This window comes from Georgenia alba, from assembly GCF_042665525.1.
GTDB classification, from domain to species: Bacteria; Actinomycetota; Actinomycetes; order Actinomycetales; family Actinomycetaceae; genus Allobogoriella; species Allobogoriella alba.
In genome coordinates, this window is sequence record NZ_JBHTCQ010000001.1 from 694,488 (window position 1) to 719,179 (window position 24,692).

A 24,692-nucleotide genomic window follows, 5' to 3' on the forward strand; every position below is an offset into this window, starting at 1 on the left:
CATATCCGTACGAGTAGTGTCAACGGTGTGCTCGGCACCGATGCCGAGCTGTGACGTGACGTCGGAGAAGGGACTCCGCAGATGGCCGCCACCTTGCTGCCCGTCCACCTCGAGGACGCGCCGACCGACACCTTTCGCCGGCAGCTCGCGGCGCTGCACGAGCATGCGGGCTCGCTCGCGACCTGGCTCGAACCGGCCCCGCTGGGGGGAACCGTCCCGGGCGACGTCAGCGCCGTCGTCGTACCCGACATGAGCGGTGTCGCGTATCGCCGCCTGGCGGACCTCCAGGATCTTGACGTGCCGATCCTCGTGGTCACCTCGGAGTTCGGGACGGTCTCGATGTGGGACTGGGAGATCCGCGACTACCTGCGCCGACGATCCGTGCAGACCGTCGCGCCGACGTCGGCGGAGGAGTTCCGGGACCTCTGCCGCGCGCTGGGCCTCAGGGAGCGGCTGCGCGGTGCGCGGATGCTCGCCTACCAGGACGACCTCGGCGCCGGCATGCAGCCGGACATCTTCAAGCGGTTCTACTGGTGGGAGGACGAGTGTGTCGCCGACCTCGAGGCGCGGTTCGGCCTGAGCGTCGAGCACCGCAGCTACCGGGAGCTCGCGGCGCGCGCCAAGGCCGTTCCCGAGGACCGGGTCACCGACGAGCTCCGGCGCATCGCCGCGACGGTTCCGATGCCCGGTCTGGCGCCGTGCGCCCAGCGTGACGCCGTCCGGATGTACCTCGCGCTGCACGACGAGGTCGACGAGACGCCCGACGCGGTGGCGGTCGGCGTGAACTGCCTGAACGAGTCGGCCTCCGCGACGACGACGCCGTGCCTCGCCTTCGACCTGCTCTACGAGGAACGCGGCCTGCTGTGGGGCTGCGAGGCCGACCTGACGTCGATGCTGACCGAGATCTTCGTCGACAAGTCGCTGAACAGCCCGGTGATGATGACGAACCTGTACCCCTTCCTCATGGGGCAGGCGGCGCTGAAGCACGAGGGGATCCCGTTCTTCCCGGAGGTGCCCGACCACCCCGAGAACCATGTGCTCGTCGCTCACTGCGGCTACTTCGGAGAGATCCCACGCACGTGCGCCGCGGAGTGGGCCTGCCGGCCGCCGGTGCTGGAGATCATCGACGAGAACGCCCACGCCATCGACGCCCGGTTCCCGGAAGGACCGACGACCCTGGTCAAGATCGCCAGCGACCTGACCACCCTGACCGTCTGCCCGGCGGAGCTGACGGGGTACGTGCAGTACGAGGACTCCGACTGTCTCAACGGCGGGGTGCTGCGGGTCGAGGACGGCTTCCGGTTCGTCGAGTCGATCCCGTCCCACCACACGGTCCTCACCACGGGCGACCAGGTCCGCCGGCTCCAGCTCGTCGGCGAGGTGCTGGGCCTCGACGTCGTGCGGATCTGACCACCGGCCGATCGGCAGGTGATCGTGGACAGGCTTTCTTACCCGGTGTAAGAATGTGCTCGGACCGGTCGACGCACCCTCGGCGCCGGCCCCGCTCAATGGAGAGATGCGATGTCCGAGATGACCAAGCCCACTCGCACGAACCCGGACCTGAGCCGGCGCGGCGCCCTCCGCCTCGGCGCGCTAGGGGCGGCCGTAGCCGGTGCCGCGCCGATCCTCGCCGCGTGCGACTCCACCAGCGCCGGCGGCGGTGGTGGTGGCAACGGCGGCGGTGCAGGCGGCGGTGGTGGCAACGATTCCACCGTCCGCGTCTGGACCTGGTACCAGGAACAGGTCGACGAATGGCCACGCCTGAAGCAGGAGTTCGAGGCGGCGAACGACGGGATCACCGTCGAGATCCGCACCTTCGGCAACGCCGACCAGTACCTGCCGGCGCTGCAGGCGGCTGTCACGGCGGGTGACGTCCCTGAGATCTTCGGTCCGCACGTGCGTGCGCTCGAGTACGGCCGCAACGGCATCTCGGCCGACCTCAACGCCGAGCTCGGCGCCGAGTTCATGGCGGACTTCTTCCCCTCCACGAACAGCGCGTTCCAGCTCGACGGCGCCCAGTACGCCGTCGGCTGGATGGCACAGACCTTCGGCGTGTTCTACAACCCGGACCTCATGGAGGCCGCGGGCGTCCAGGACGAACCGGAGACCTGGGACGACCTGATCGCCGCGGCACAGCTCTTGCGGGAGAGCGGGACCACGCCCATGGCGTTCGCCGCCAGCCCGGCCACCTCCGCGGGGGATCTGTTCCTGCCGATGCTCGCCCAGGTGACCGACGACCCCGAGTTCTACATCCGCCTGGACAACCTGGACGGCGTCACCTACGAGGACCCGGCCGTCGTCGAGGCGCTCACGCTGTTCAAGCGGCTCTCCGACGAAGGCGTCTTCCAGGACGGTGCGGCGGCGACGATCGGTGACCAGGCGAGCCAGCTCTTCTACACGGAGGGGGCAGCGATGTTCTACTCCGGCTCCTGGAACCCCCAGGGATTCGTGCAGAGCGCCTCCCCGGAGTTCGTCGACAAGTACCGGATCATGCGGATCCCCGCCTACAGCCCGGGAGCGCGGCACTGGACCGCGAACCAGGCCGGTGCGGCGCTCGGCGTGGCCGCCGAGAGTCCGGCGAAGGAGGCGGCGCTGGAGTTCCTGCGGTTCATCTACCAGCCGGACCAGTACGCGCAGACCATGAACAACTCCAACTCGATGCCCTCGACGCAGTCCGCCGCAGAGCAGATCGAGAACGAGGAGATGCAGCTGATGACGCAGTGGCTGCTCGACGGCGACGGCGTCCCGCACATCCCGTTCGGGTCAGGATCCGCCGCCGCGCTCGACCCGCTCACGGCGGTCCTCGAGCAGGGCGCGACGCCGGAGGAGACAGCGACTGCGATGCAGCGCGCCGTGGAGCAGGCCCGGGGCTGATGTCCGCGGCAGACGTGCGGGTGAACCGCACCGGCTGGCGGTCGCCCATCCACCGGTCGGAGCGTCGAACCGGCCTGCTCATGATCGTGCCGACCGTGGTGCTGTTCGCCGCGTTCGTCGGCTACCCCATCCTGCGCACGATCTACCTGAGCCTCACCGAGTGGTCCGGGTTCGGCGAGGCGCAGTTCGTCGGCCTCGACAACTTCACCCGGATGATCGGTGACTCGGTGGCCCGGCAGAGCTTCGTCAACATCCTGCTGTTCACCCTGGCCACCACGGTGCTGCAGACGGTCGTCGCGCTGCTGGTCGCCGTCGTCATCAACACGACCTGGCCACGGTTCGCCGTGCTCGTCCGCACGATCCTGTTCATCCCCGCCGTCATCTCCTTCGTGGTCACCGGGGTCGTGTGGCGACTGCTGCTCGATCCCAACCTCGGCACGTTGAACCAGGTGCTGCGCGCCGTCGGGCTGGACGGCCTCGCCACGGCCTGGCTCGCCGAGCGCTCGACGGCGATGGTGGCGCTGATCGCCGTCGCGCTGTGGCAGTCGCTCGGGCTCAACGTCCTCATCTACTTCGCCGGTCTGCAGGGCATCGATCCGACCCTGTACGAGGCGGCGGAGGTCGACGGAGCCAACGCCCGGCAGAAGTTCTGGTTCGTCACCGTCCCTTCCCTGCGAACCATCACCGCACTGGTGGTCAGCCTCAGCCTCATCAACGGGTTCAAGACGTTCGACCTGGTCTTCGTACTGACCGGCGGCGGCCCGAACCACGCCACCGACGTCCTCGGCACCTACCTGTACAACCTCGCGTTCGGTTCCACCGCCGGCTCGATCCCACAGTTCGGGTACGCCTCGGCGATCAGTGTGCTCGTCATGGCGTTGTGCACCGTCGCGGTCGTGGTGCAGATGGCGCTCACCCGGAGGGCGGACCGGTGAGCGCGGCGGCCACCCGGGAAGCGCGTGTGGGGCGGCGCGGCACCCCCGAGAGCACGGGCGGACGACGTCGCCGACCGCCGCTGTGGACGGGCTTCGTCCTGTCGGTCCTGGCGATCCTTGTCGGCTTCCCGTTCCTGTGGCTGGTCCTCACCTCGCTCCGGACCCGCAACTCCGTGTTCTCCGGGACGTTCTTCCCGGAGTCGATCACCTTCGACGCCTACGGAGCGGTGTGGGAGGCGACGAACTTCCCGAGCCACTTCCTGACCTCGCTCGTGCTGTCGGTGCTCACGGTGGTCTTCGTGGTGGCGCTGGCCTCGTTGAGCGGGTACGCGTTCGCGCGTCTGCGGTTCCCGGGGCGGAACGTCATCTACCTCGTGCTGCTGAGCACGCTGATGATGCCGGCGACGGCGCTGATCCTGCCGCTCTACCTCCAGCTGCGCGACATCGGCCTCCTCGACACCCGAGAAGGGCTGCTGCTCCTGTACGTCTCCGGCGGCGTGCCGTTCGCCATGTTCCTCATGCGGGCGTTCTTCTCGACGGTGCCGATCGAGCTCGCCCAGGCCGCCCGGATCGACGGCGCGAGCGAGTTCCAGATCTTCTGGCGCATCTACCTCCCGCTCACCAAGCCGGGGATCGCCACCGTGGTGATCTTCCAGTTCCTGTCCACCTGGAACGAGTTCCTGTACGCCAACACCGTGCTGCAGAGTCCCGAGCGCCTGCCCCTCCAGCCCGTGCTGTTCACGCTGATCGGCCAGTACCAGACCGACTGGCCGATGCTGACCGCGGGTCTGGTGCTCTCGATCGTGCCGGTGGTCCTGGTGTACGTGAGGATGCAGAAGCAGTTCGTGGCGGGGATGACCATGGGCGCGGTGAAGGAGTAGGCCGCATGAGCCGCACAAGTCGCACGAGTACGGAGTCCAACCAACGAAGGGTGTCCCTGTGTCTGTGAAGTCGGTCGTCGTGAACACCGTCGACGTGGCCAGGTCGGTCGAGTTCTACCGCGAGTTCCTGGCCGCCGAGCCGGTGGGGGAGGTGACCTCCGAGCGTGCCGAGCTGGACCTGGTCACAGCGACGCTGCGACTCGTGCGGGTGTCGCCGGGTGGTGAGCCGTCGTCGTGGGAGAAGGACGACACCCAGCGCGGGTTCCGCCACATCGGGTTCAAGGTGGCCGCGGTGGACCCGATGGTCGAGCGCCTGAAGGCGGCCGACGTGCCGTTCCACATGGACCCGATCGACGCGACCGGCGGTGTCCGGATCACGTTCTTCTACGACCCCGACGGCACGCTGCTGGAGCTCGTCGAGGGCGACCTGAAGTACACCGCCGTCCTCGACGAGCGGGGCGCGGCCGCGGAACGGGCGCTCGGCGTCCCGGAGCGCCCGCGGTTCGACCACGTGGCGGTGACGGCGGCGGACGCCGATGCGATCGCGGCGCGCTACGAGCCGCTCGGGTTCGCGCCGGTGGGCACCATCGCCCAGACGAAGGACCCGCGCGGGTTCAACATCCTCTTCCTGCACTCCTCCGTCCCGACGATCCTGGAGATCTTCACCTACGAGTCCGGGACCCACGGCCGCGACGCCCAGGTCGGCGTCCCCGGGTTCCAGGCCGTGGTGCTCGACAGACCGCTGGACGGGCTGGACGGGTTCACGCCGGTCGGGGCGCCGGCCGACGGCGTGCCGCTGAACGTCGACTCCGACAGTCTCGTCGTCGCGGTGGAGCCGTGACGCCCGGCGGCGACGGCTGGCTCCGGCCGCTCGGCCGGACGGGGCTGGAGGTCACTGCCGTCTGCGTGGGCGGTGGCCCGCTCGGCGGGATGCCGGCCATGTTCGGTGAGGTGCCCGCGGAACGGGCCGTCCGGTTGGTGCAGGAGGTGCTGGCCAGTCCGATCCGGTTCCTCGACACGGCGAACGGCTACAGCGACGGTGAGTCGGAGCGACGCATCGGCGCGGGGATCGCGGCCGCCGGTGGCCTGCCCGCCGACTTCCTCGTCGCCACGAAGGTCGACCCGCGCGACGGCGACTACTCCGGTGCCCGGGTGCGCGCGTCGGTGGCCGAGAGCCGCGAGCGGCTGGGGATCGACGAGCTGCCGCTGGTGCACCTGCACGACCCCGAGTTCCACGACTTCGCGATGATGACGGCGCCCGGCGGAGCGGTCGAGACGCTGGTCGCGATGCGCGAGGCGGGGGAGGTCGGGAGTATCGGGCTCGCCGGCGGGGACGTGCGCGTGATGCGGCGCTATCTCGAGCTCGACGTCTTCGACGTGCTGCTCGTGCACAACCGGAACACCCTGGTGGACCGCAGTGCGGACGCGATCATCGACCAGGCGGTGGAGCGAGGTCTCGGCGTGCTCAACGCGGCGGTGTACGGAGGTGGGGCGCTCGCGCGTCAGGATGGACCGGTGGAGACCTACGGCTACCGCCCTGCCAAGGCGCCCGTGGTGGACGCGATCCGGGCGCTGCGTGAGCTGTGCGCCGAGTACGGCACGGACCTGGCGACGGCGGCGCTGCAGTTCTCGCTCCGTGATGCCCGGGTGTCCTCGACGATCGTCGGCATCACCAGGCCGGAACGCCTTCCCGGCCTGATGGAGGCCGCGGCGGCCGACCTGCCCCAGGAGTTCTGGGACCGGGCGGAGGCGCTCTGCCCACCGTCCGAGCTCTGGCTCGACGCGGCTTGATGTCTCAGCGGTTCCGCCAACGCTCGGCCGCCGACACCGCGGGCGCCGTCGTCGACCTCGTCCGGTCCTCGGGTGCGATCAGCCGTACCGAGCTCGCCGAGAAGTCGGGGCTGACCGAGGCGTCCATCTCGCGCATCGTCAAGCGCCTGCTGGAGCGGAACCTGCTCGTCGAGGTGGGCCAGGCGAGCTCGACCGGTGGCAAGCCGCGCACCCTGCTGCAGCTGCGTGGCGACGGCCGGCTCGAGGTCGGCGTGGCGGTGGACGTGGACCAGGTCGACTACGTGCTCATCAACCTGGTCGGTGAGCGGTTGGCGAGCCGGTCCGGCCGCGGGCTCGGGAAGGAGCGCCCGCCGGATGCGGTGCGGAGCATGGGTGAGGAGATCGCGGGCATGCTCGCCGACGCCGGCGTGAGCCGGACGGAGGTGGCGGGCATAGGTCTGGCGCTGCCCGGCCGGCACGACCCGATCCGGCGCCGTCTGCGCTCGCAGCGGCTGACGAGTGACTGGGAGAAGTTCGCCGTCGAGCCGGAGCTCGCCGAGGTCACGGGGTTGCCGGTCACCCTGGAGCACGACTACGTCTCAGCGGTGGTGGGCGAGTTCTGGGTGGGCCGGGTGCCCGCGACCAGCAACATGGCGTGCCTGTACATGGCCACCGGGTTCGGACTCGGGATGTTGCTCGGCGGGCAGGTGTACCGGGGGTCCTCGCACAACGCCGGCGAGATCGGCCACCTGGTGCTCGACGTCGACGGGCCCGACTGCTGGTGCGGCTCGCAGGGTTGCCTCGAAGCTGTCGCGGGACCGCGGCGGGTGGTGGAGCGGGCGCGGGAGCTGCCCGGAGTCGCCCGCGCGCTCCAGCTCAGTGGCGACGGCGGAGCGGTCAGGGACGAGTTCGCCAAGGTCGCGAGGGCCGCGATGGCGGGCGACGCCCAGTGCCGGGAGATCGTCGAGGACTCGGCCAGGTACGTTGCCGCCGCGGTGCTCTCGACGGTGAACACTCTGGACCTCGACCGCGTGATGTTCGCCGGCCGAGGCTTTGCCGACGCCGGTCCGATCTATCTCGAGGCGGCGCGGACCGCCGTCTCGAAGCTGTCCTTCCTCCGTGAGGTGAGCCGGGTGACGATCGAGATGTCCCAGCTGGGTCTGGCGGCCGCGGCCGTCGGCGCGGCGACGTTGTCGATCAGGAAGGACCTGGCGACGACGGTGGGAGGCCCGAGCGACGGACGTGGAAGTACCCGCTCGGGATAGTTCTCGACGACCGAGTGCGCCGTCAGAGTCCCGCAAGACGCAGCGTTCAGGCAGCGATGAGGTCGCGACGGAGTTCGGCGTCTTTCCCGAGCCCCAGCTCGCGGAACATGCGGACAGGTCACGATGCGGCGCGCTTGCGCCGCGTGTGCGTAGATGTCCCGTGATGCTCGCCGTTCAGGGTTAGTCGACAGGGCCACTGTCCACAGGTGAGCATCGACTCTGGTCCGAGGACGGGGCGGCCGTTATGGTCTTCTGCCATGACGCAGGGGGTCTCCGGTCGGCGCCGACTTGCAGCCGTGGGTGCTGCTGCGCTCGTGGTGGCGGGTCTGGCGGCGTGCGATGGGGCAAGCGGGGAGCCGACGGAGACACCGAGCGAGACGGAGAGTGCGACACAGACCGGGAGTCCGACGCCCGAGGAGACGCCGTCGGCTCCGGAGAGCCCGACACCAGACAGCCGCATCGAGGTCGAGGACGTAGGCGGCGCGATCGCGGCGGCGGAGTACTTCCTCGAGCTCTACACGTACTCGCGGGCGACCGGGGATCTGAGCGCGTGGCGCGAGATGTCCGACCCAGAATGCAATTTCTGCAGCAACATCGCAGAGAATACCGAAAGTCGGTACTCGTCGGGCGGCCACATCGAAGGTGGTGAGATGACGATTGAGCGTACTTCCGGTACGGCGCCAACTGATAGCTCTCCCTACTTCGGCGTCGACGCACACATTGTTGAGGGCGTGTCCGAACATTATTCCCCAGACGAGGCCGAACCAGAGGTTCTCCCTGCCGTACGTCACGTCATGGTGATGGCGCTTCAGTACGAAGACGGGCGTTGGATTATCCGCGGCGTGGAAGTCCTCAGTTCTGAAGAGGTCGAGGGTGGGAACTAAGCAGAATGCGGCTGCGGTTGCCACGTTGGCAGTCGCCGCTTGTTTGCTTCTACCGTCCGTAGCCGCTGCCGATACGCCGGCTGCTGGTATCCGTGACGTCGGAGATGACGTGGTGATTGATCTGCTCGACAGGCAAACGCAAACAATCCAGCAGTATGCCGATCAATCCGAATCTGACGGGGTAGGGTCGCCGCCCGCCTCGGAGCCGGCAGGCAGTGGCGACATTGTGTCCGAGGAGCTTGACCCGAATGCGCTGTGTACTGAGCTGTCTGGTCGCCCTGGCAGTCTCGGGATGATGCACGTTGGGCTGTGCACCGGCGGGCGTGACGGTGGTCCGCAGATCGCGAGCGAGCTTGCCGAGATCCCGGAGCCGGAGCCGGAACCGGAAGCTGAGGAGCCCGAGCCCGAGCCCGAGCCTGTCGTGGTGACCGCAGAGGACTTCGCGCGGTTGCCGATCGATCCAGGTGGGCTGACGGTCCAGCCGGATCGCGGCTGGGTCATGGTCAACATCGAGACGATCGCTTACACCGGCGCGGCCGAGCAGACGTTCGACATCGAGCTGCTCGGCACTCCGGTCCGGGTGCACGCGGTGCCGTTGGACTACACCTGGGATTACGGCGACGGGACGGTGTTCACGACCGACGACCCTGGGGCGCCGTACCCGAACCACACGGTCCACCACACCTACACCGACGCCACCGATGAGGGCGGTCCGGCGGTGACGCGTCAGATCACTCTGACCACCCAGTGGGTGGGGGAGTTCTCCGTCGCCGGGGGACCTTGGCAGCCGGTCGCCGGGGTTGCTACGACGACGCAGACCACGGACCCGTTCGAGGTCCGGCAGTACGACACCTCGCTCGTCGCGGGAGACCGGGCCTAGGTCCGGCCATCCCCGCGCCGAGAGACGCCTCAACCCCGGCGCTTTCCCCAGCCCAGCGGCGCCAGCGCGACGAACAGGCCGCCGGCCACGGCGAAGGCGGCCGCGACGGGCATGACCGCGACCGCGCCGGCCATCAATGCCGGGCCGGCAAACATCCCGGCCGAACGGAAGTTGCCCAGGGTCGCCACGGCGTCGCCCTTGTCGACCTCGGCCACGCCGTCGACCGCCACCGCACTGCCGAGCACTTGCAGCAGCCCGGCCGCCGCACCCGAGAGCACGAGCATGATCAGTGCCGCCACCGTGTTGCCGGCGACGGCGCCGAGCACCCCGGTGGTAACGCCGGCGGCCAGCGTGGAGCCGATGAGGGCTCGCTTGCTCGAGCGGCGGCCCAGCGTGGCGGACAACCAGCTGCCGAAGACCACCGCGCCGTTCGCCGCCGCGGACAGCAGGCCCACCGCGGACGAGGAGTGGCCGGCCTCGCTCAGCACCACGGGCACGTACGAGGTGAGGATGCCGCGCCAGCTGCCGGCAGACGTCGTTGCGACACCACCGGCGACGAACCCGGGCTGGGCGAACAGCCGCTCGCGGTAACCGACCCCGGGCTCGCGGGGCGGGAACGGCGGGAAGTACCGCAGCAGTACGGCGACGAGCGCGGTGACCACCCCCGCCGCCGTCGCGACCAGCAGGGCCGGGACCACCGTCTCACCTGAGAGCCACCCGGCGACCGCCGGGCCGAGGAGGGAGCCGACCACCGAGGCGCCATTGATGATCGAGAACCCCCGAACCGACGAGCGCCCCTCGCGCACCACGTGGGTCTGGATCCCGGTCCAGAAGAACGCGCGGGCCAGGCCGTGCGTGACCTGCGCGACGACGAGCACCGCCAGATGCGTCGAGAGCACCATGAGCACGCACGTCAGTGCCATGAGGATGCCCGACGCCACCACGAACCATTTGTCCGAGATGCGTCGCAGCATCGGCCCCATAGCGAGACGGATGAGGAACTGCGCCACGGCCGCCAGGGCCACCAGGACGCCGACCGCCGTCGGGCTGTACCCGGCGTCGAGCGCCAGCAGCGGGAACGCGACGCCCTGGACGCCGATGGTGATGGAGAAGACCGCAGCCGAGACGGCGACCGGGCCATCGTCTCGATCGCGGGCGTTCACCCGGCCATGGTGCCGCGAGTCTTCAGGGCCCGCGCGGGGCGTCCATCGGTCGGGTCCGCGGCATGCGCCGATGGCAACCCCATGACGACAGGGCCGTACCGAGCCCGCCTTGAGGCCCGGTCGTTGGCGGTCTCAACCATTGACGCTCACCAGGGCCACTGCCATCATCGCCGCGAGTCGACAAGGGAGTTGATGACAGTGACGGACGTCTGGCAACGGTGCAAGCGAATCGTGCTGCTCCTCGCGATGGGCAGCCTGCTCGGCACGGTCGGCATGACCGGTGCGTTGGCCGAGGGCCATCGGGACGGCGGTCGTGGACACGGTCACGGCCACGGCGGCCCGTCGTTGGGTCACGTCGAGGAGGGGCCGGAGGGCTCGTCCTTCTGGGACACCGTGCCGAACGAGGTCGAGGAGGGGTCCGAGCCGGGCGACATCTACTGGGTGCAGCCGCGCGACGACGCCCCGCGCGGTGCCCGCGGCTGGAACGTCATCTACGTCTCGGAGATCGCCGAGGGCCAGCTCGCCTACGTCTCCGGTGAGATCTACGTCCCGAACGCCCGGCGCGGCGGCGAGGTCCCGGTCGTGCTCTGGAACCACGAGACCGCCGGAAACGCCGACGCCTGCGCGCCCTCGCGGCGGGACCACGGCAGCGCCGACTTCCCCCGCGTGCCGGCCCTGGGGGAGCTCCTCGAGGACGGGTACGCCGTCGTCGCCAGCGACTATCCGGGACTCGGCCTCGCAGGCCCGGCCTACTACATGGCCGGTGAGCCCAATGCGCGGGCGTCGCTCGACGTCGTCCGGGCCGCGCGGAGCCTGCCGCGCCTACGACTCGGCGACGAGGTCAGCATGTACGGCTGGTCGCAGGGTGGGCAGACGACCCTGTGGGCCACGCAGATCGCGCGGACGTACGCGCCCGAGCTGGACATCCGCGGCTCCGCGATGATTGGCCCCGCGACGCACATCCGTGACCTCACCGCCCGGTCGATGACCTACGACGAGTTCGCCGGCTACGTGATCTCCACCCTGCCCGGGATCAAGGCGGCCTACCCGGAGCTCGACTACGCCGACTTCCTCACCGTCGAAGGACTCACGGAGTTCCCGTCGATGGCCGCCGGCTGCTGGGACATCTGGTCCACCGGTGCCGACCTCACCGACCCGTACCAGCCGGACGCGATGGCCGAGGGCGGCCCGTGGTGGAACGCGATGACCGACGCGCAGGACTTCGACTACGCCACGATGAGCGATGTGCCCTTCGTGGTCTTCCAGGGCCTGGAGGACACGACGACGCCGCCGGAGATGACCGTCCGCACGCGCGACGACATGTGCGCCGCGGGCGTCAGCGTCGACTACCGGGAGATGCCCGGACGGGACCACGGCTCCGGTGTGCCGGTGGCGGCCGAGCAGCTGCCCGGCTGGTTCGCCGACCGGTTCGACGGGGCGCCGGCCGAGTCCACCTGCTCGTAGCTGCGGCCCGGATCAGCGGTCGCGGCTCGCGGTCGGGCCTGCCGGGCCTGCCGAGGCCTGTCGAGGAGGTTTCTCAGGTTGTTCCTGAGGGATCGACTCAACAGGCCGAGCGAGCAACGAACGCGGCCGGCCCTCACCGCGTGGCGAAGTCGACGACCCGGTGGATCACGCCCTCGTCCCGCAGGATCCGCTGGTGGCCAAGCCCCTCGGTCGTCACGAGCTCGGCGCCCGGCCATGCGGCCGCCAGTCGCTCACCCTCCGTGTACGGAACCTCCTTGTCCTGCCGGTCGTGCACCACCAGCGCCGCGGGCAGCTCGCCGGTCAGGGCGGAGGGGTCGAAGTCGCTCAGCGGCCGGCGGGCGAACCGCGAGACCCGCCCGAGCATGGCCTCCCTGGTGCGCGGGCCGACGCCGAAGGTGCCGCAGACGGCGTCGACGTACAACAGTGGGTCCACGCTCGGGGCGACAGCCACGAGCCGGTCGACGGCGAGCCCGTCCCGGATCGCGAGGGCGGTGGTCGCGCAGCCGAAGGAGTGGGCGACCACCGCCGTCGGGTGGCCGTGCTGGGCGGAGACGACGGCGAGCGAGCGGGCGAGCTCCAGGCCGTTGCCGCGGCCCTTGCCGAGTGAGCCCGGCTCGGAGGTGCCATGGCTGGGCGCGTCGAACGCGACGACCTTCCGGCCGGCCGCCACGAACGGCTCGACGAAGCGGCCGAGCTGGCCGCGCCACCCGCCCCAGCCGTGCACCAGGTAGATCGCGGGACCCTCACCCCAGGTCTCCACGCTCACCCCGACGCCGTCGACGTCGGTCGTCGAGACCGTCCCCCCGGCGGGTCGCTCGTCGCGACGCCGACCGCTGTTGCCCGGCAGCGTGCACCACAGGTCGAACGCCCACCGCGACGCCGGCCCGGGCGCGGTGCGCTCGAGCACTGCGAAGGCCGCACGGGTGGCGGTGAGGCGAACGTCAGTAGAACGAACGGTCGTGCTTTTTCGGGTGCGGGTCTGGCTCGCGGTCATGGGATCGTGCCTCTCGTCAGGTGCGAACGGAGTCGAGCAGCGCCTCGAAGCTGCGATGCGCCCGGTCGGGCGCGGCGGAGTCGCCCACCAGCCGGTTCCACTGGTAGGCGACGAGCATGATGCCGTCCAGGTCGAAGGCGAACTGGTCGGGGTCGGTGTCGGCGCGGAAGTGTCCTTCCGTCACGCCGCTCCGGACGATCTGCGCGACGGAGTCGTACATGTCGCGGTGGTCCTGGACGAGCTGCTCCCGGACCGCCCCGGCCTGCCCCTCGAACTCGGTCGCCGCCTTGACGAAGAGGCAGCCGCCCGGCATGCGCGTCCGGCCGCACTCGAGCCACCGCTCGAACAGCGTGCGCACGCGCGGCTCACCGCGCGGGGCGGCCAGTGCGGGCCGGAGCACGAAGTCGACAAACTCCTCGCGGGCCTGCGCGAGGACCGCGAGCTGCAGCGCCTCCTTGGACCGGAAATGGGCGAACAGGCCGGACTTGCTCAGGCCTGTGGTGCGCGCCAGCTCGCCGATGGTCAACCCGCCGAGGCCCACCCGGTAGGCCGCCTCGACGCCGTGGTGGAGGATCGTCAGCCGCGTGGCCTCGCCCTTGGTCGCGGTCACCGGGCAAAAATAGCACGGTCGTTCTGGTCGCGGAAGGGTTGTGCTGTGCCCTACTGCGGCTCGCGACTGGACCTCAATCAAGCTTGAGGTCATAACGTGCCGAGCGCGACGGTTTCGAGACGACGAGAGGCACGCGATGCGCGCGATCCAGGTGAACGAGTTCGGTGGTCCCGAGGTGCTCCGGCCCGCGGACCTGCCTGCGCCCGAGGCCGGACCCGGCGAGGTCCTCATCGACGTCGAGGCCGCCGACGTCATCTACCTCGACACCATGCTGCGGCAGGGCTGGGGAGGCGAGTACTTCCCCGTCGAGCCGCCCTACGTCCCGGGTGGTGGCGGCGCGGGCTGGGTGGTCGCCGTCGGGGAGGGTGTGGACCCCGGCTGGGTGGGCCGCCGCGTGGCCGCCCGCTGCTCGGCCGGATACGCCGAGAAGGTCGTCACCACGGTGGAGGACATCGTCGCGGTGCCCGGCGGCGTGGGGTCGGCCGAGGCGGCGGCGCTCGTCCACGACGGCGTCACAGCGCTCGTGCTGCTCCGGGCCGGTGCGATCGCCCGGGGTGAGCGGGTCCTCGTGGCCGCGGCCGCCGGCGGCGCGGGCTCCTTGGTCGTCCAGCTCGCGCACGATGCCGGGGCGCAGCTCGTCGCCGCCGCGCGCGGGGACGGCAAGCTCGCCCTGGCGCGCGAACTCGGCGCGCGTCACGGCGCTGACTACTCCGAGCCCGGCTGGCCGGACCGGGTCCGCGCGTCGCTCGGCGGCCGCGGCGTCGACGTCGCCTTCGACGGTGCGGGCGGACCGCTGGGACTGCAGGTGTTCGAGACGGTCGCCGACGGCGGACGGTTCGTCACGTACGGCACCTCCGACGGCTTCACCGAGATCGACCCCGACGTCGCCCGTCGACGGCGCATCCGGGTGACGAACGCCCTCGAGGGCATGCCCGGCAAGGCGGAGGTCCGCGAGCTGTTGTCGACGGCGCTCGATCTCGTCGCGCAGGGGCGGATCCGGCCGGTGATCGGCGCGACCTTCCCGCTCGAGCGCGCGGCGGACGCGCACGCCTCGCTCGCCGAGCGCACCACGGTGGGCAAGTCGTTGCTCTTCGTCTGACGCGATGGGCGTGCGCGCAGGCTCAGTCCGCCGTCGGGATCGGGAAGCTCGTGCCGAGACGTTCTCCGGGTCGTACTCGTGCTTGAGGTGCCGGTGAGGGGGTGCCCGTAGCCGGTCATGCCGGGTGCAACATCGGTCCGGTTCCCGGCATGCCGGGATCGCCGAGCGCACCTGGCCGGTCGGCTGTGCGAAGAAGAACCCCCGCGGGCTCGTGAGCGGGCCGGGCGCCGGTACCGCCGGACGAAGGTGGGGCTGCCGACCCGGCCGGCCCCTGGCCGGGTCGACAGCCCCGATGCGGCGCCGTACCGCCGCAGCTCAGTGGTCCTCGTGCTCCTCGCCGTGGTCGTGCTCACCGTGCTCCTCGGCCCCGGCCGGGAAGCCGGTCCCCGAGGTGATCTCGTCCGGGGCGTGCGGCAGGTCGTAGCTGCGCACGACCTCACCGGAGGCGAGGTCGACGGCGTGGACCTGGCTGCTCGCCGGCTCGGTCACGTAGGCGATGCCGTCCGCGACATGGATGGCCGGGCGAGCCTGCTGCCACTCGACGGGCTCCTCCCACGGCTCGACGACGTCGATGCTGCGAACCTCCTCGCCGGACTCCTCGTCGATCACGCGCAGCGAGCCGTCGGTGGTGAGCACGAGCGCCTCGCCCTCCGGTCCGCGTGCGATGGAGCGGAAGGAGTAGCTGGCGCCGAGGTCGACGAGCTCGAGGCTCGCGTCCCGGGTGTCGATGAGCGCGATGCGCTCCGGCCGCTCGAGCTCGGCGTCGGGGTCGACCTTGTAGTCGCCGAGGACGATCGGGGAGTCGTGGTCGCCGGAGAGGTTGCCGCTGCGGGCGTAGTCCTCCTCGACGTCGACCTTCGTGAACTCGCCGTCCCGCAGGATCACCGGGCCGTCCTCGCAGCCGAAGACGATGGCCTCGTCCTCGGCCGTGGCCTCACCGTGCAGGCCGGGGCACCGGTCGGTGGCGGCGGCCTCCTCGCCGTCGGGACCGATCAGCGCGGCGCCCGTGGCCGCCTCCTCGTTGCCCACGGAGACGGCCATGCTGTCGTCCGAGAGCGGTACGGCGACGCCGTGGTGAGGCTCCGGCGCGGTCCAGCTCTCGGTCCGTGGCTCCCCGTCCGTCAGCTCGGCCGGGTCGAAGAGCGTGACCTCGCCGCTGCCGTCGGCGAAGAGCGCGGTGGTGCCGTCGTGGCTGACGACGTGGCCGCCGTGGTCGGCGGGCAGCACGAGGTCGGTCAGGCGCGGGTCGGAGGCGTAGTAGTGGTGGTGATCGCCGTGCTCCTGCGCCTCGAGCCCGGTGTCGTAGACCCGGAACCCCTCCGTGGTCGTCACGAGGACGTGCCGGCCGTCGCCGGCCTGGTTGACGCGTAGGTACCCCTCGAGCGGGGCGTCGTCGATCACCTCACCGGACCCGGTGTCGAGGGTCATGACGCCGCCCTCGTAGGTCAGGACCAGGCGCGGATCGAGCGTGTCGACCTCGACGGCCTCGGACTGCGCGGTGGAGGAGCCCTGGCCCTCGGGCTCGGTCGTGCTCTCGTCCGACCCGCTCGGGCCGGTGGCGGCCTGGCCGCAGGCGGACAGGACGAGCAGGGCGGCGAACGAGGCGGCGAGGGTGGGCAGCCGGCGGGTCAGCGTCATCGTGGGTGGACTCCTCAGGCGGGGTGTGGGTGGGTCGAGGCCGCGCGGTGCGACGAACATTAGAGACTGAGAATCGTTATCGTCAAGGGTGAGGTGTGGCCAAGCCGGTCCAGGCCCGACAGACTCCCGTCATGGGCTCCGCGCCCCGGCCCTGGGTGCTGCACGTCGACCTCGACCAGTTCATCGCCGCCGTCGAGGTGCTGCGGCGGCCCGAGCTCGCCGGCCTGCCGGTCATCGTCGGTGGCCGCGGGGATCCCACCGAGCGCGCGGTGGTCTCCACCGCGTCCTACGAGGCCCGCGAGTACGGCGTCCGCTCCGGGATGCCCCTGCGCCTCGCCGCCCGGAAGGCCCCGGAGGACGCCGTCTTCCTCCCGGTGGACGCGGCCGCGTACGAGGCGGCCTCCGAGCGCGTGATGGCGGCGCTGCGGTCCGTGGACGGCGTCGTCGTCGAGGTTCTGGGCTGGGACGAGGCGTTCCTCGGTGCCACCACCGAGGACCCCGAGGCGCTCGCCCGCACCGTCCAGTCCTCCGTGCTGCGGGCGAGCGCGCTGCACTGCTCGGTCGGTATCGGCGACAACAAGGTCCGGGCGAAGATCGCCACCGAGTTCGGCAAGCCGCGTGGCACGTTCCGGCTGACGGCGGAGAACTGGTTCGAGGTGATGGGGGAGCGTCCCACCCGGGCGCTGTGGGGCGTCGGGTCGAAGGTCTCCCAGCGGCTGAAGGGACTCGGCATCGAGACCGTCGAGCAGCTCGCGGCCGCACCGGTCGACGACCTGGTCGGCGAGTTCGGGCCCCGGATGGGTGCCTGGTACGCCGAGCTCGGCCACGGTCTCGGCCCGGCCGTGGTCGACGACTCGCCGTGGGTCGCGCGGTCGCACAGCCGGGAGACCACCTACCAGCAGAACCTCACCACGCCGGACCAGGTCGAGGAGGCGGTGCGCGCGCTCGCCGTCGCGGTCCATGCCGACGTCGCGGCCGAGGGCCGGCCCGCGTTCCGGGTGCACCTGAAGGTCCGCTACGCCCCGTTCGTCACCAGGACGATCGGCAAGAAGCTGCCCGCGCCGACGGCGGACCGCGAGGAGATCGTCGCGGCCGCCCTCGCGCTCGCTCACCGGCTCGAGCCCGGGCGCGAGGTCCGACTTCTGGGCGTCCGCGCCGAGCTTGTCATGCCGGAGGATGGTGATCCCGCCGAGCGGACACCGGTCCGCGGCCGGATCTGAACCGGCCCGCCGGCACCTCTTGTCAGGACCGGGTATCGGACAGGTACCGTCTACCGACCAAGACGGACGGGGCAGCCGCCGAGGGGTCGCCCACGCCCGCACAAGGTGAGGAGGCCCCGATGCAGTCATCCATCCGCACGCGTACCCGACGGGCTGCCCGAGTCGCCGCGACGGCGGTGCTCGCGGCGATGCTCGCCGTGGCCGGCCAGACGGCCGCCACCTCCCAGCCGGACGAGGACGTGGCCGGCGACGACCTGGGCGAGGGCCAGATGGGCGTCGGCGTCCGCGGCGAGCAGCAGCCCCGTGCTGCCGGGTTCTCCGCGACGGCGACTCCCAGCGGGCCGCAGGGCATCGACGTCTCCCACTGGCAGGGCGACGTCGACTGGCAGTCGGTGCGGGACGCCGGCATCGAGTTCGCCTGGATCAAGGCGACCGAGGCCGACAGCTACACCGACCCGCAGTTCGCCGACAACTACATCGAGGCCCACGAGGCCGGCGTCATCCGCGGTGCCTACCACTTCGCCCGGCCCGCGCAGTCCAGCGGCGCCGCCCAGGCGAGCTTCTTCGCCTCCAACGGCGGCGCGTGGTCGGCCGACGACCTGACCCTGCCCGGGGTGCTCGACATCGAGGCCAACCCGTCCGGCGAGCAGTGCTACGACATGACCCAGTCGCAGCTGCGCAACTGGATCCTCGACTTCCACACCACCTACAAGGAGCTGACCGGCCGGGACGCCATCATCTACACCTCGCCGTCCTTCTGGCGGGACTGCACCGGCGGCTGGGACGGGATGGCCTCCCGAAGCCCGCTGTGGGTGGCGAACTGGATCGACGCCGACGGACCCAACATCCCCCCGGGCTTCTCCGTGTGGACGGCGTGGCAGTACACCAGCACCGGGTCCGTGGCGGGCGTGAGCGGCGACGTCGACCGCAACGTCTTCAACGGCACCCGCGAGCGCCTGCTCGCCCTGGCCAACAACGGGTAGGCCGCGAGCGGGTGCCGACGAGCCCGAGAGGCGCTGACGACGGCGCACGGCGCCGCCGTCAGCGCCCCGGCTGTCCGCTCGAGCGCTGCAGCTCCTCGCGCAGAGCCCGCATCTCGGCCCGGAGCTGCTCGACCTGCCGGCGGGTGGCGACCTCTTCCTCCTCGTTCGCCTCGGAGACCTTCTCCACGAGCCAGGACGCGAACGTCGCGGTGACGACACCGAGCAGCGCGATGCCGCCGAGCATGAGGGCCAGCGCGATGTACCGGCCCATCGTCGTCACCGGGTACATGTCCCCGTAACCCACCGTCGTCATGGTCACGACTGCCCACCACAGGCCGTCCGCCACGGACTGGATGGACGCGTCGGGGTGGCCTCGCTCCGCGTCCGTCATCGCCAGACCACCGCACAGGACGAGCAGGATCGTCCCGCCGGCGAGGTAGGTGACCACGCGGCCGCGCAGCTGGTGCGAGCCGGCACGGTTGAGGATCGTCAGCAGGGTCACGAGCCGGAGCAGCTGGAGCGGCCGCAGCAGCGGGAGCACGATGATCGCGACGTCGAACAGGTGCTCGCGCAGATAGCGGCGGCGGTTCTCCGCGAGGTAGAGGCGCATCGCGAGGTCGCCCGCGAAGAGGACCCAGACCAGCGCCGCCACCACCGTGCAGGCGTTGCCCAGCCACGGGGGGATGCCGGGATCGATGATGGGCAGTGCGTAGGCGCCGAGGAAGAGCAGCGCCGCGGCGGCGAGCCACCACTCGGTGCGGTTCTCCCACTGCTCGACCCTGCTCACGGCGGGCTCCTCGGGCCGCGTGGTGCTCTCGGTCCGTTCTGCGTCCATGCCCCGACTATCTCAGCAGAGCGGTTCGCGGTCGGAACCGCGGTGGTGAGGTGCGCGTCGTCCACGCGGGATGCGTCCGAGCCCGACCCGGAGGTCCTCGGCCCCGGCCGCGAGCGAGATCCGCACCCACCCCTCGCCGCCGGGCCCGAACGCGGACCCCGGCGCCAGGGCGACCCCGTGGTCGGTGACGAGCCGGGCCGCCCAGGCCTCGACGTCGTCGCCGCAGAGGTGGCGGACGTCCGCCCACAGATAGATCCCGCCCCGCGCCGGCAGCCACGGAATCCCCGCGGCGTCGAGCAGCTCGGTGGCGAGGTCGCGGTGGTGCCGGTACGTCCGGGCGGCCTCCTCGACGGTGTCCTGCGGCCCCTCCAGCGCGGCCAGTGCGGCGTACTGGGCCGGGCTGTTCACGCAGCTGACGATCGACTCCTGGACCGCAGCCATTCTCGGCACCAGCGCGTCCGGCACCACCAGCGCACCCACCCGCATCCCGGTCATCGCATAGGTCTTGGAGAACGTGTGCAGCGTGATGACGCGGCCGTCGGTGTCGAACCGCGCCGCCGGCACGTGCGGCACGTCGTAGGTGAAGGCCTCGTAGCACTCGTCCGAGACGATCCACAGGTCATGGCGCCGGGCGAGGTCCACCAGACCCGCCACGACCGCCTCGTCCAGGACGGTGCCCAGCGGGTTCGACGGCGAGTTCAGCAGCAGCACCCGGGTGCGCGGACCGATCTGCGCCTCGATCGCCTCCGGGTCCGGCACGAAGCCGTGAGCGGGCAGCAGACGGTACGGGACCGGGACGCCCTGCAGCACGTGCGTGACCATCGGGAAGGTCGAGTACCCGGGGTCCGGCACGAGCACCTCGTCACCGGCGTGCAACGTCAGCGTCAGGGCGAGGTGCAGGGCTTGTGCGCCGCCGGCCGTGACCCACACCCGCTCCGGAGGTACCTCGACCCCGTGCGCCGTCCGCAGCCGCCGCGCCAGGGCCGCCCGCAGCGCGGGGATCCCGCCGTTGGGCGTGTAGCGGGTGTCGTCGCGGTCCAGCGCGTCGACGGCCGCGTCGAGGACGTGTCGCGGGGTCGGCATGTCCGGCTCGCCGAGGCTCAGCACCACTGCGCCGGGCGTGGACCAGGCGAGCTCGGTGACGCGGCGGATGCCCGAGCCGGGCATGGAGGCGATGTGTGAGGCCATGGTGGGCACGGCCCGGATGCTAGGGCAGGCGCGTCACGCGCGCGTCTCGCAACCACGCAATCCCGTACCGCCTCCGGACCGCCAGCCCTACGATCACGGGTGTGAACAGTCGCGGCCGCCGGCCGGCGATCGTCCTCGTCTCCGGGGAGCACGCGCAGCACCTCGTCGACGAGTTCTGCCGCTATGACCGTGACTACGAGCTGCACCCCGCCACCTCCAGCGCCGAGGCCCTCGAGCGCACGAGGCAGCTGCGCGACGCCGGCACCCAGGTGGCCCTCTTCGTCAGCGACTCCGAGCTGCCGGACGCCCACGTCCTCGCCGCCTTCAAGGAGTGGCGTGCCGTCGTGCCCACCGCCAGGCGGGCGATCGTCACCCCGATCGAGCGGTTCCTGCGCGACGCGCCCGCGCTGCGCGCCCCGATGGCGAACGGGAAGTACGACGCGTACCTCCTGCTGCCGCGCGGCCCCCGCGACGAGGAGTTCCACAGCGCGATCACCGACCTGCTCTCCGACTGGGGCTCCACCGTCCCGGAGCCGGAGGCGGTCACCGCGAAGATCGTCACGCCGGCGACGACGGCGCTCACCCTGGAGATCCGCGACTTCTTCGACCGGATGGGGATGCCGAGCCGGACCTACCACCCCGACAGCGAGGTCGGTCGCATCGTGCGGGAGAGGTTCCCGCCGGACGCCGAGTACCCGCTCGTGTGGTCGGTCGTGCGGGACCCCGTCGAGGCCCGCTCGGTCGCCGACGTCGCCCGGTCCATCTACGGCACGCCCGACGAGCCGTCCGTGCCCGGCGTCGTCGACCTGGTCGTCGTCGGGGCCGGACCGGCCGGCCTGGCCGCTGCCGTGTACGCCTGCTCCGAGGGACTCTCGACCGTGGTGCTCGAGGAGAGCGCGATCGGGGGGCAGGCCGGGACCAGCTCGATGATCCGGAACTACCTCGGCTTCCCCCGCGGCATCTCCGGGATGCGGCTCGCCGCGCGGGCCCGCAATCAGGCCCTCCGGTTCGGCGCCCAGTTCTTCACCGGCTGGCCCGTGACACGCCTGGAGCCAGGAACACCGCACGTCGTGCGCACCGAGGGCGGCGACGTGCGCGGCCGGGCGGTGGTGATCGCCTGCGGCGCCCGATACCGGCGCCTGGGCGTCCAGGCCCTGGAGGCGCGCGTCGGCACCGGCGTGCACTACGGCGCCGCGCTGACCGCCGCCCGGGAGATGGAGGGCCGCGACGTGGTCGTCGTCGGTGGCGGGAACTCGGCCGGCCAGGCCGCCGTGCACCTCTCCCGCTTCGCCCGCAGCGTCCGGGTCGTGGCCCGTCGGGCGGCCCTCGAGCAGACCATGTCCTCCTACCTCATCGGTGAGATCGCCACCACGCCGTCGATCACCGTGCACGCCCCCGCCACCGTCGTGGATGGCGGTGGCGAGGACGCGCTGGAGTGGCTCACGCTGGAGGACGGCCGCACCGGTGAGCGCACCACCGTCGACGCCGGCGGGCTGTTCCTGCTGCTGGGCGCCGAGCCGCAGTGCCGCTGGCTTCCGGGCTCGATCGCGATGGACGACCAGGGCTTCGTCCTCACGGGTCGGGACGTGCCGCGGACGGCCTGGATGGACGGCCTGCCACCGTCCGACCTCGCCACCACGGTTCCCGGGGTCTTCGCCGTCGGCGACGTGCGGTCCGGCTCGATGAAGCGGGTCGCGGCGGCCAGCGGGGAAGGCGCCTCCGTGGTCCCGCTCGTCCACCGCTGGCTCGCCGGCCTGCGCGAGTCGGCCGGCGCGGCGTCGTGAGAGGGCTCGACGCGGGGACGTCGGCGTCCCTGGCGTAGAGTCCGAGACCGACCCGGCCGGAGGCGCGGCTTCGACGACGCAGCGAGGGGGAGGAACAGCCATGGCGTCCAGCTCGCTGCACCGGCACGTGGCCGACACGCTCGGGCGCCGGGTCGCCGGTGGTGAGCTCCCGGCCGGGAGCGTCGTGAACCTCGCTGGCCTGGAGCGGGAGTTCGGCGTCTCACGGACGGTGGCGCGCGAGGCGATGCGGCTCCTCGAGTCGCTCGGCATGGTCGAGGCCCGTCGCCGTGTCGGCCTCATCGTGGCCGACGCGGCGCGGTGGAACGTCCTCAGCCCGCAGGTCATCGAGTGGCGGCTGGCCGGGCCAGGGCGGGACGCCCAGCTGCGGTCGCTGCTGGACCTGCGGGTCGCGGTGGAGCCGACGGCGGCCCGTTCTGCCGCGGTCCACGCCACCGACGAGGACCGCGCGCGGCTCAAGGTCCTGGCACGCCGGCTCCGCGACCTCGGTGAGCAGGGACTGGGACAGACGGACGAGTACCTGCAGACCGACGTCGACTTCCACCAGACCCTGCTGCGTGCCAGCGGCAACGAGATGCTGGCGGCGCTGGACCGCGTGGTCGAGGCCGTCATGGTGGGACGCACCCGGCTCGGCCTGTCCCCGAAGATCCCCGTGGCGGAGGTCCTGGATCACCACGAGACGACGGCGCGGGCGATCGGGGAGCGACTGCCGGAGGCCGCCGAGGTCTACTCGCGGATGCTCGTGGCGCGGGTGCGGGCCGAGTTCGTCCTGCCCTGAGCCCAGCCCTGCGCGGCCGTGACCAGCGCCCGCCGGAGCGGGTCGACGTCGAAGGCCCGGCGGCGCGGGTGCACGCGGTTCGTCAGCAGCACCACGACGGTGTCGCGGTCCAGGTCCACGGCCAGCAGCGTCCCGGTGAAGCCCGCGTGCCACAGCAGCTCCGGCCCGCCCGTCACGGCCGGACCGCGACCACCCACGCGCAGTCCCACGGCCTGGTCGAAGCCGACGCGGCGCGCCTCCTCGGCCGGGAGCGTCCCGGTGCGCAGCAGGGCGCGGCTCTCCGGTCGCAGCAGACCTCCGGCACCGGTGCGTACCTCCTCGGCGAGCCGGAGCAGGTCCTCGGCGGTGGAGAACGCGCCGGCGTTCCCCGCCCCGCCGAGAGCCCAGGCGGTCTCGTCGTGCACCTCGCCGCGGACCAGGCCCCGGGGTGGCTGGTCCTGGTACTCGGTGGCGGCCACGGGCGCGCCCGGCGCCGGTGTCCAGCTCGTGCTCGCCATCCCGAGCGGGCCGGTGACGGTCGCCCCGACGAGCGAGGGGAGGTCGCGCCCGGTGACCTCGGTCAGCAGCAGCCCGAGCACCAGGTGGCCGACGCACGAGTAGACGTGGCGGCGGCCCGGCCGGGCGGTGATCGGCTCGGTCAGCACACGGCCTGCCCTGCGAGCGGGTGGGACCTCCCAGAGCGCCGTGACGGGGGGCAGGCCCGCGGTGTGGGTGAGGAGGTGCCGGACGGTGACCGCCCGGCGCTCGGGCTCGCCGTCGCCGGCGAAGGCGGGCAGGTGCTCGACGACCGGCGCGTCCAGGTCGATGGTGCCGGCGTCGTGCTGGACGAGTGCCGTCGTCGCGGTGAGGAGCTTCGTCAGCGACGCGATGTCCCACCGGGTCCGCGCCGTGACCGGCTCGCGCTGCGCCACCGGCAGCAGGCCGCCGTCGGGGTCGTGCAGCACGGCGTGGCCGTCCCACGCATGGGCGACCACCCGCCCGCGGTGCGCGACCAGCGCCTGCGCACCTGGCGTCCCGGCCCGCGTCGGCGCCACCTGCGGGACACGGGCAAGTGCCGTCCTGGTCGCCTCCGCGAGCAGCGCCGCGACCGCCTCGCGCAGCTCGGCGTCGGCGACCGTCGTGGCGCTGGAGGTGGACATGGGGCCGCGCTCCCGAGGTCGGCGACGTGGCGCCCAGGGTATCGGTGCCGCGCGCCGCGTGAGGCGGCTAAGCGAGGTGGCACGTCCGGTCATTGGGATTACTTGTGCGTCCGTCCGCGGCGGTGGCAGCATACGGATCGACAACGGGTGACGGCGTCAGGTCGGTGGTGACCTTGGCGAGCCCCGGCAGGCGCACAAGCACCGGAGCGCGCCATCGGGGTCGCGACGCGTTCGGCCCGGGCACATGGAGGAGAACGATCATGCAGCGT

The 24,692-nt window shown here is 71.6% G+C and carries 22 protein-coding genes; 15 read left to right on the top strand and 7 right to left on the bottom strand.

Annotated elements, in window-relative coordinates:
• Nucleotides 1–81: 81 nt before the first annotated feature.
• The 9 genes from ACFQQL_RS03260 to ACFQQL_RS03300 all read left to right on the top strand — a co-directional run bounded on the left by ACFQQL_RS03260 (nucleotide 82) and on the right by ACFQQL_RS03300 (nucleotide 9,489).
• Complete coding sequence (locus ACFQQL_RS03260) at nucleotides 82–1,410, top strand: hypothetical protein (RefSeq protein ID WP_382391208.1); 1,329 nt, start codon at nucleotides 82–84, stop codon at nucleotides 1,408–1,410.
• A gap of 120 nt (nucleotides 1,411–1,530) precedes the next feature.
• On the top strand, nucleotides 1,531–2,874 hold the full coding sequence (locus ACFQQL_RS03265; RefSeq protein WP_382391210.1) for an ABC transporter substrate-binding protein: 1,344 nt from the start codon (nucleotides 1,531–1,533) through the stop codon (nucleotides 2,872–2,874).
• Nucleotides 2,874–3,809 (top strand): carbohydrate ABC transporter permease, encoded by a 936-nt coding sequence (locus tag ACFQQL_RS03270; protein WP_382391212.1) that lies wholly within the window; start codon nucleotides 2,874–2,876, stop codon nucleotides 3,807–3,809. The genes ACFQQL_RS03265 and ACFQQL_RS03270 overlap by 1 nt, the downstream gene beginning before the upstream one ends.
• Nucleotides 3,806–4,690, top strand: coding sequence for a carbohydrate ABC transporter permease (locus ACFQQL_RS03275; protein ID WP_382391214.1), 885 nt, complete (start codon nucleotides 3,806–3,808; stop codon nucleotides 4,688–4,690). Before ACFQQL_RS03270 ends, ACFQQL_RS03275 begins: the two co-directional genes overlap by 4 nt.
• Nucleotides 4,691–4,748: 58 nt before the next feature.
• Nucleotides 4,749–5,531, top strand: a complete 783-nt coding sequence (locus ACFQQL_RS03280) for a VOC family protein (protein ID WP_382391216.1) — start codon at nucleotides 4,749–4,751, stop codon at nucleotides 5,529–5,531.
• On the top strand, nucleotides 5,528–6,481 hold the full coding sequence (locus ACFQQL_RS03285; RefSeq protein ID WP_382391218.1) for an aldo/keto reductase: 954 nt from the start codon (nucleotides 5,528–5,530) through the stop codon (nucleotides 6,479–6,481). Before ACFQQL_RS03280 ends, ACFQQL_RS03285 begins: the two co-directional genes overlap by 4 nt.
• Complete coding sequence (locus ACFQQL_RS03290; RefSeq protein ID WP_382391220.1) at nucleotides 6,481–7,725, top strand: ROK family transcriptional regulator; 1,245 nt, start codon at nucleotides 6,481–6,483, stop codon at nucleotides 7,723–7,725. Before ACFQQL_RS03285 ends, ACFQQL_RS03290 begins: the two co-directional genes overlap by 1 nt.
• A gap of 257 nt (nucleotides 7,726–7,982) precedes the next feature.
• Nucleotides 7,983–8,609 (top strand): DUF6318 family protein, encoded by a 627-nt coding sequence (locus ACFQQL_RS03295; RefSeq protein ID WP_382391222.1) that lies wholly within the window; start codon nucleotides 7,983–7,985, stop codon nucleotides 8,607–8,609.
• Between the two features lie 112 nt (nucleotides 8,610–8,721).
• Entirely contained in the window at nucleotides 8,722–9,489 is a 768-nt protein-coding gene (locus ACFQQL_RS03300) for a hypothetical protein (protein ID WP_382391224.1), read from the top strand.
• A 29-nt stretch (nucleotides 9,490–9,518) separates the two neighbouring features.
• On the opposite strand, the gene ACFQQL_RS03305 is transcribed toward ACFQQL_RS03300, so the two are convergent.
• Nucleotides 9,519–10,652 carry an MFS transporter gene (locus ACFQQL_RS03305; protein WP_382391226.1) on the bottom strand — a complete coding sequence of 378 codons (1,134 nt, stop codon included), beginning with the start codon at nucleotides 10,650–10,652 and terminating at the stop codon, nucleotides 9,519–9,521.
• Between the two features lie 192 nt (nucleotides 10,653–10,844).
• On the opposite strand from ACFQQL_RS03305, the gene ACFQQL_RS03310 reads away from it, so the two are divergent.
• Nucleotides 10,845–12,116: a lipase family protein gene (locus ACFQQL_RS03310; RefSeq protein ID WP_382391228.1), complete on the top strand. Its 1,272-nt coding sequence runs from the start codon at nucleotides 10,845–10,847 to the stop codon at nucleotides 12,114–12,116.
• Nucleotides 12,117–12,249: 133 nt separating this feature from the next.
• On the opposite strand, the gene ACFQQL_RS03315 is transcribed toward ACFQQL_RS03310, so the two are convergent.
• On the bottom strand, nucleotides 12,250–13,131 hold the full coding sequence (locus ACFQQL_RS03315; RefSeq protein ID WP_382391230.1) for an alpha/beta fold hydrolase: 882 nt from the start codon (nucleotides 13,129–13,131) through the stop codon (nucleotides 12,250–12,252).
• Between the two features lie 16 nt (nucleotides 13,132–13,147).
• Nucleotides 13,148–13,741 (bottom strand): TetR/AcrR family transcriptional regulator, encoded by a 594-nt coding sequence (locus tag ACFQQL_RS03320; RefSeq protein WP_382391232.1) that lies wholly within the window; start codon nucleotides 13,739–13,741, stop codon nucleotides 13,148–13,150.
• 136 nt (nucleotides 13,742–13,877) lie between these two features.
• Here ACFQQL_RS03320 and ACFQQL_RS03325 point away from each other — a divergent pair, with 136 nt between their 5' ends.
• Nucleotides 13,878–14,840 carry a zinc-binding dehydrogenase gene (locus ACFQQL_RS03325; protein ID WP_382391234.1) on the top strand — a complete coding sequence of 321 codons (963 nt, stop codon included), beginning with the start codon at nucleotides 13,878–13,880 and terminating at the stop codon, nucleotides 14,838–14,840.
• 315 nt (nucleotides 14,841–15,155) lie between these two features.
• Here ACFQQL_RS03325 and aztD read toward each other — a convergent pair whose 3' ends face one another.
• Nucleotides 15,156–16,478, bottom strand: coding sequence for a zinc metallochaperone AztD (gene aztD, locus ACFQQL_RS03330; protein WP_382391236.1), 1,323 nt, complete (start codon nucleotides 16,476–16,478; stop codon nucleotides 15,156–15,158).
• Nucleotides 16,479–16,609: 131 nt separating this feature from the next.
• On the opposite strand from aztD, the gene ACFQQL_RS03335 reads away from it, so the two are divergent.
• A complete protein-coding gene (locus tag ACFQQL_RS03335) occupies nucleotides 16,610–17,698 on the top strand; it encodes a DNA polymerase IV (protein WP_382391238.1) in 1,089 nt (362 codons plus the stop codon).
• A gap of 119 nt (nucleotides 17,699–17,817) precedes the next feature.
• Nucleotides 17,818–18,681 (top strand): GH25 family lysozyme, encoded by an 864-nt coding sequence (locus ACFQQL_RS03340; RefSeq protein ID WP_382391240.1) that lies wholly within the window; start codon nucleotides 17,818–17,820, stop codon nucleotides 18,679–18,681.
• 58 nt (nucleotides 18,682–18,739) lie between these two features.
• On the opposite strand, the gene ACFQQL_RS03345 is transcribed toward ACFQQL_RS03340, so the two are convergent.
• Both ACFQQL_RS03345 and ACFQQL_RS03350 read right to left on the bottom strand, forming a co-directional pair.
• Nucleotides 18,740–19,516, bottom strand: coding sequence for a potassium channel family protein (locus ACFQQL_RS03345; RefSeq protein ID WP_382391242.1), 777 nt, complete (start codon nucleotides 19,514–19,516; stop codon nucleotides 18,740–18,742).
• A 12-nt stretch (nucleotides 19,517–19,528) separates the two neighbouring features.
• The gene (locus ACFQQL_RS03350) at nucleotides 19,529–20,704 is read right to left on the bottom strand and encodes a pyridoxal phosphate-dependent aminotransferase (protein WP_382393768.1); all 1,176 of its coding nucleotides are present in this window, start codon (nucleotides 20,702–20,704) and stop codon (nucleotides 19,529–19,531) included.
• Between the two features lie 101 nt (nucleotides 20,705–20,805).
• Here ACFQQL_RS03350 and ACFQQL_RS03355 point away from each other — a divergent pair, with 101 nt between their 5' ends.
• Together ACFQQL_RS03355 and ACFQQL_RS03360 are read left to right on the top strand one after the other, a co-directional pair.
• On the top strand, nucleotides 20,806–22,488 hold the full coding sequence (locus ACFQQL_RS03355) for an NAD(P)/FAD-dependent oxidoreductase (RefSeq protein ID WP_382391244.1): 1,683 nt from the start codon (nucleotides 20,806–20,808) through the stop codon (nucleotides 22,486–22,488).
• Nucleotides 22,489–22,588: 100 nt separating this feature from the next.
• A complete protein-coding gene (locus ACFQQL_RS03360; RefSeq protein ID WP_382391246.1) occupies nucleotides 22,589–23,284 on the top strand; it encodes a FadR/GntR family transcriptional regulator in 696 nt (231 codons plus the stop codon).
• Here ACFQQL_RS03360 and ACFQQL_RS03365 read toward each other — a convergent pair.
• The gene (locus ACFQQL_RS03365) at nucleotides 23,233–24,423 is read right to left on the bottom strand and encodes a serine hydrolase domain-containing protein (protein WP_382391248.1); all 1,191 of its coding nucleotides are present in this window, start codon (nucleotides 24,421–24,423) and stop codon (nucleotides 23,233–23,235) included. The two genes, ACFQQL_RS03360 and ACFQQL_RS03365, sit on opposite strands and share 52 nt — an antisense overlap.
• Nucleotides 24,424–24,692: the final 269 nt, after the last annotated feature.

What these genes read in the sequence shown, in the direction of transcription:
- ACFQQL_RS03260 (WP_382391208.1), top strand. Translation starts at nt 82, where the DNA reads ATGGCCGCCACCTTGCTGCCCGTCCACCTCGAGGACGCGCCGACCGAC.
- ACFQQL_RS03265 (WP_382391210.1), top strand. Translation starts at nt 1,531, where the DNA reads ATGACCAAGCCCACTCGCACGAACCCGGACCTGAGCCGGCGCGGCGCC.
- ACFQQL_RS03270 (WP_382391212.1), top strand. Translation starts at nt 2,874, where the DNA reads ATGTCCGCGGCAGACGTGCGGGTGAACCGCACCGGCTGGCGGTCGCCC.
- ACFQQL_RS03290 (WP_382391220.1), top strand. Translation starts at nt 6,481, where the DNA reads ATGTCTCAGCGGTTCCGCCAACGCTCGGCCGCCGACACCGCGGGCGCC.
- ACFQQL_RS03295 (WP_382391222.1), top strand. Translation starts at nt 7,983, where the DNA reads ATGACGCAGGGGGTCTCCGGTCGGCGCCGACTTGCAGCCGTGGGTGCT.
- ACFQQL_RS03310 (WP_382391228.1), top strand. Translation starts at nt 10,845, where the DNA reads ATGACAGTGACGGACGTCTGGCAACGGTGCAAGCGAATCGTGCTGCTC.
- ACFQQL_RS03315 (WP_382391230.1), bottom strand. Translation starts at nt 13,131, where the DNA reads ATGACCGCGAGCCAGACCCGCACCCGAAAAAGCACGACCGTTCGTTCT.
- ACFQQL_RS03325 (WP_382391234.1), top strand. Translation starts at nt 13,878, where the DNA reads ATGCGCGCGATCCAGGTGAACGAGTTCGGTGGTCCCGAGGTGCTCCGG.
- aztD (WP_382391236.1), bottom strand. Translation starts at nt 16,478, where the DNA reads ATGACGCTGACCCGCCGGCTGCCCACCCTCGCCGCCTCGTTCGCCGCC.
- ACFQQL_RS03335 (WP_382391238.1), top strand. Translation starts at nt 16,610, where the DNA reads ATGGGCTCCGCGCCCCGGCCCTGGGTGCTGCACGTCGACCTCGACCAG.
- ACFQQL_RS03340 (WP_382391240.1), top strand. Translation starts at nt 17,818, where the DNA reads ATGCAGTCATCCATCCGCACGCGTACCCGACGGGCTGCCCGAGTCGCC.
- ACFQQL_RS03345 (WP_382391242.1), bottom strand. Translation starts at nt 19,516, where the DNA reads ATGGACGCAGAACGGACCGAGAGCACCACGCGGCCCGAGGAGCCCGCC.
- ACFQQL_RS03350 (WP_382393768.1), bottom strand. Translation starts at nt 20,704, where the DNA reads ATGGCCTCACACATCGCCTCCATGCCCGGCTCGGGCATCCGCCGCGTC.
- ACFQQL_RS03360 (WP_382391246.1), top strand. Translation starts at nt 22,589, where the DNA reads ATGGCGTCCAGCTCGCTGCACCGGCACGTGGCCGACACGCTCGGGCGC.
- ACFQQL_RS03365 (WP_382391248.1), bottom strand. Translation starts at nt 24,423, where the DNA reads ATGTCCACCTCCAGCGCCACGACGGTCGCCGACGCCGAGCTGCGCGAG.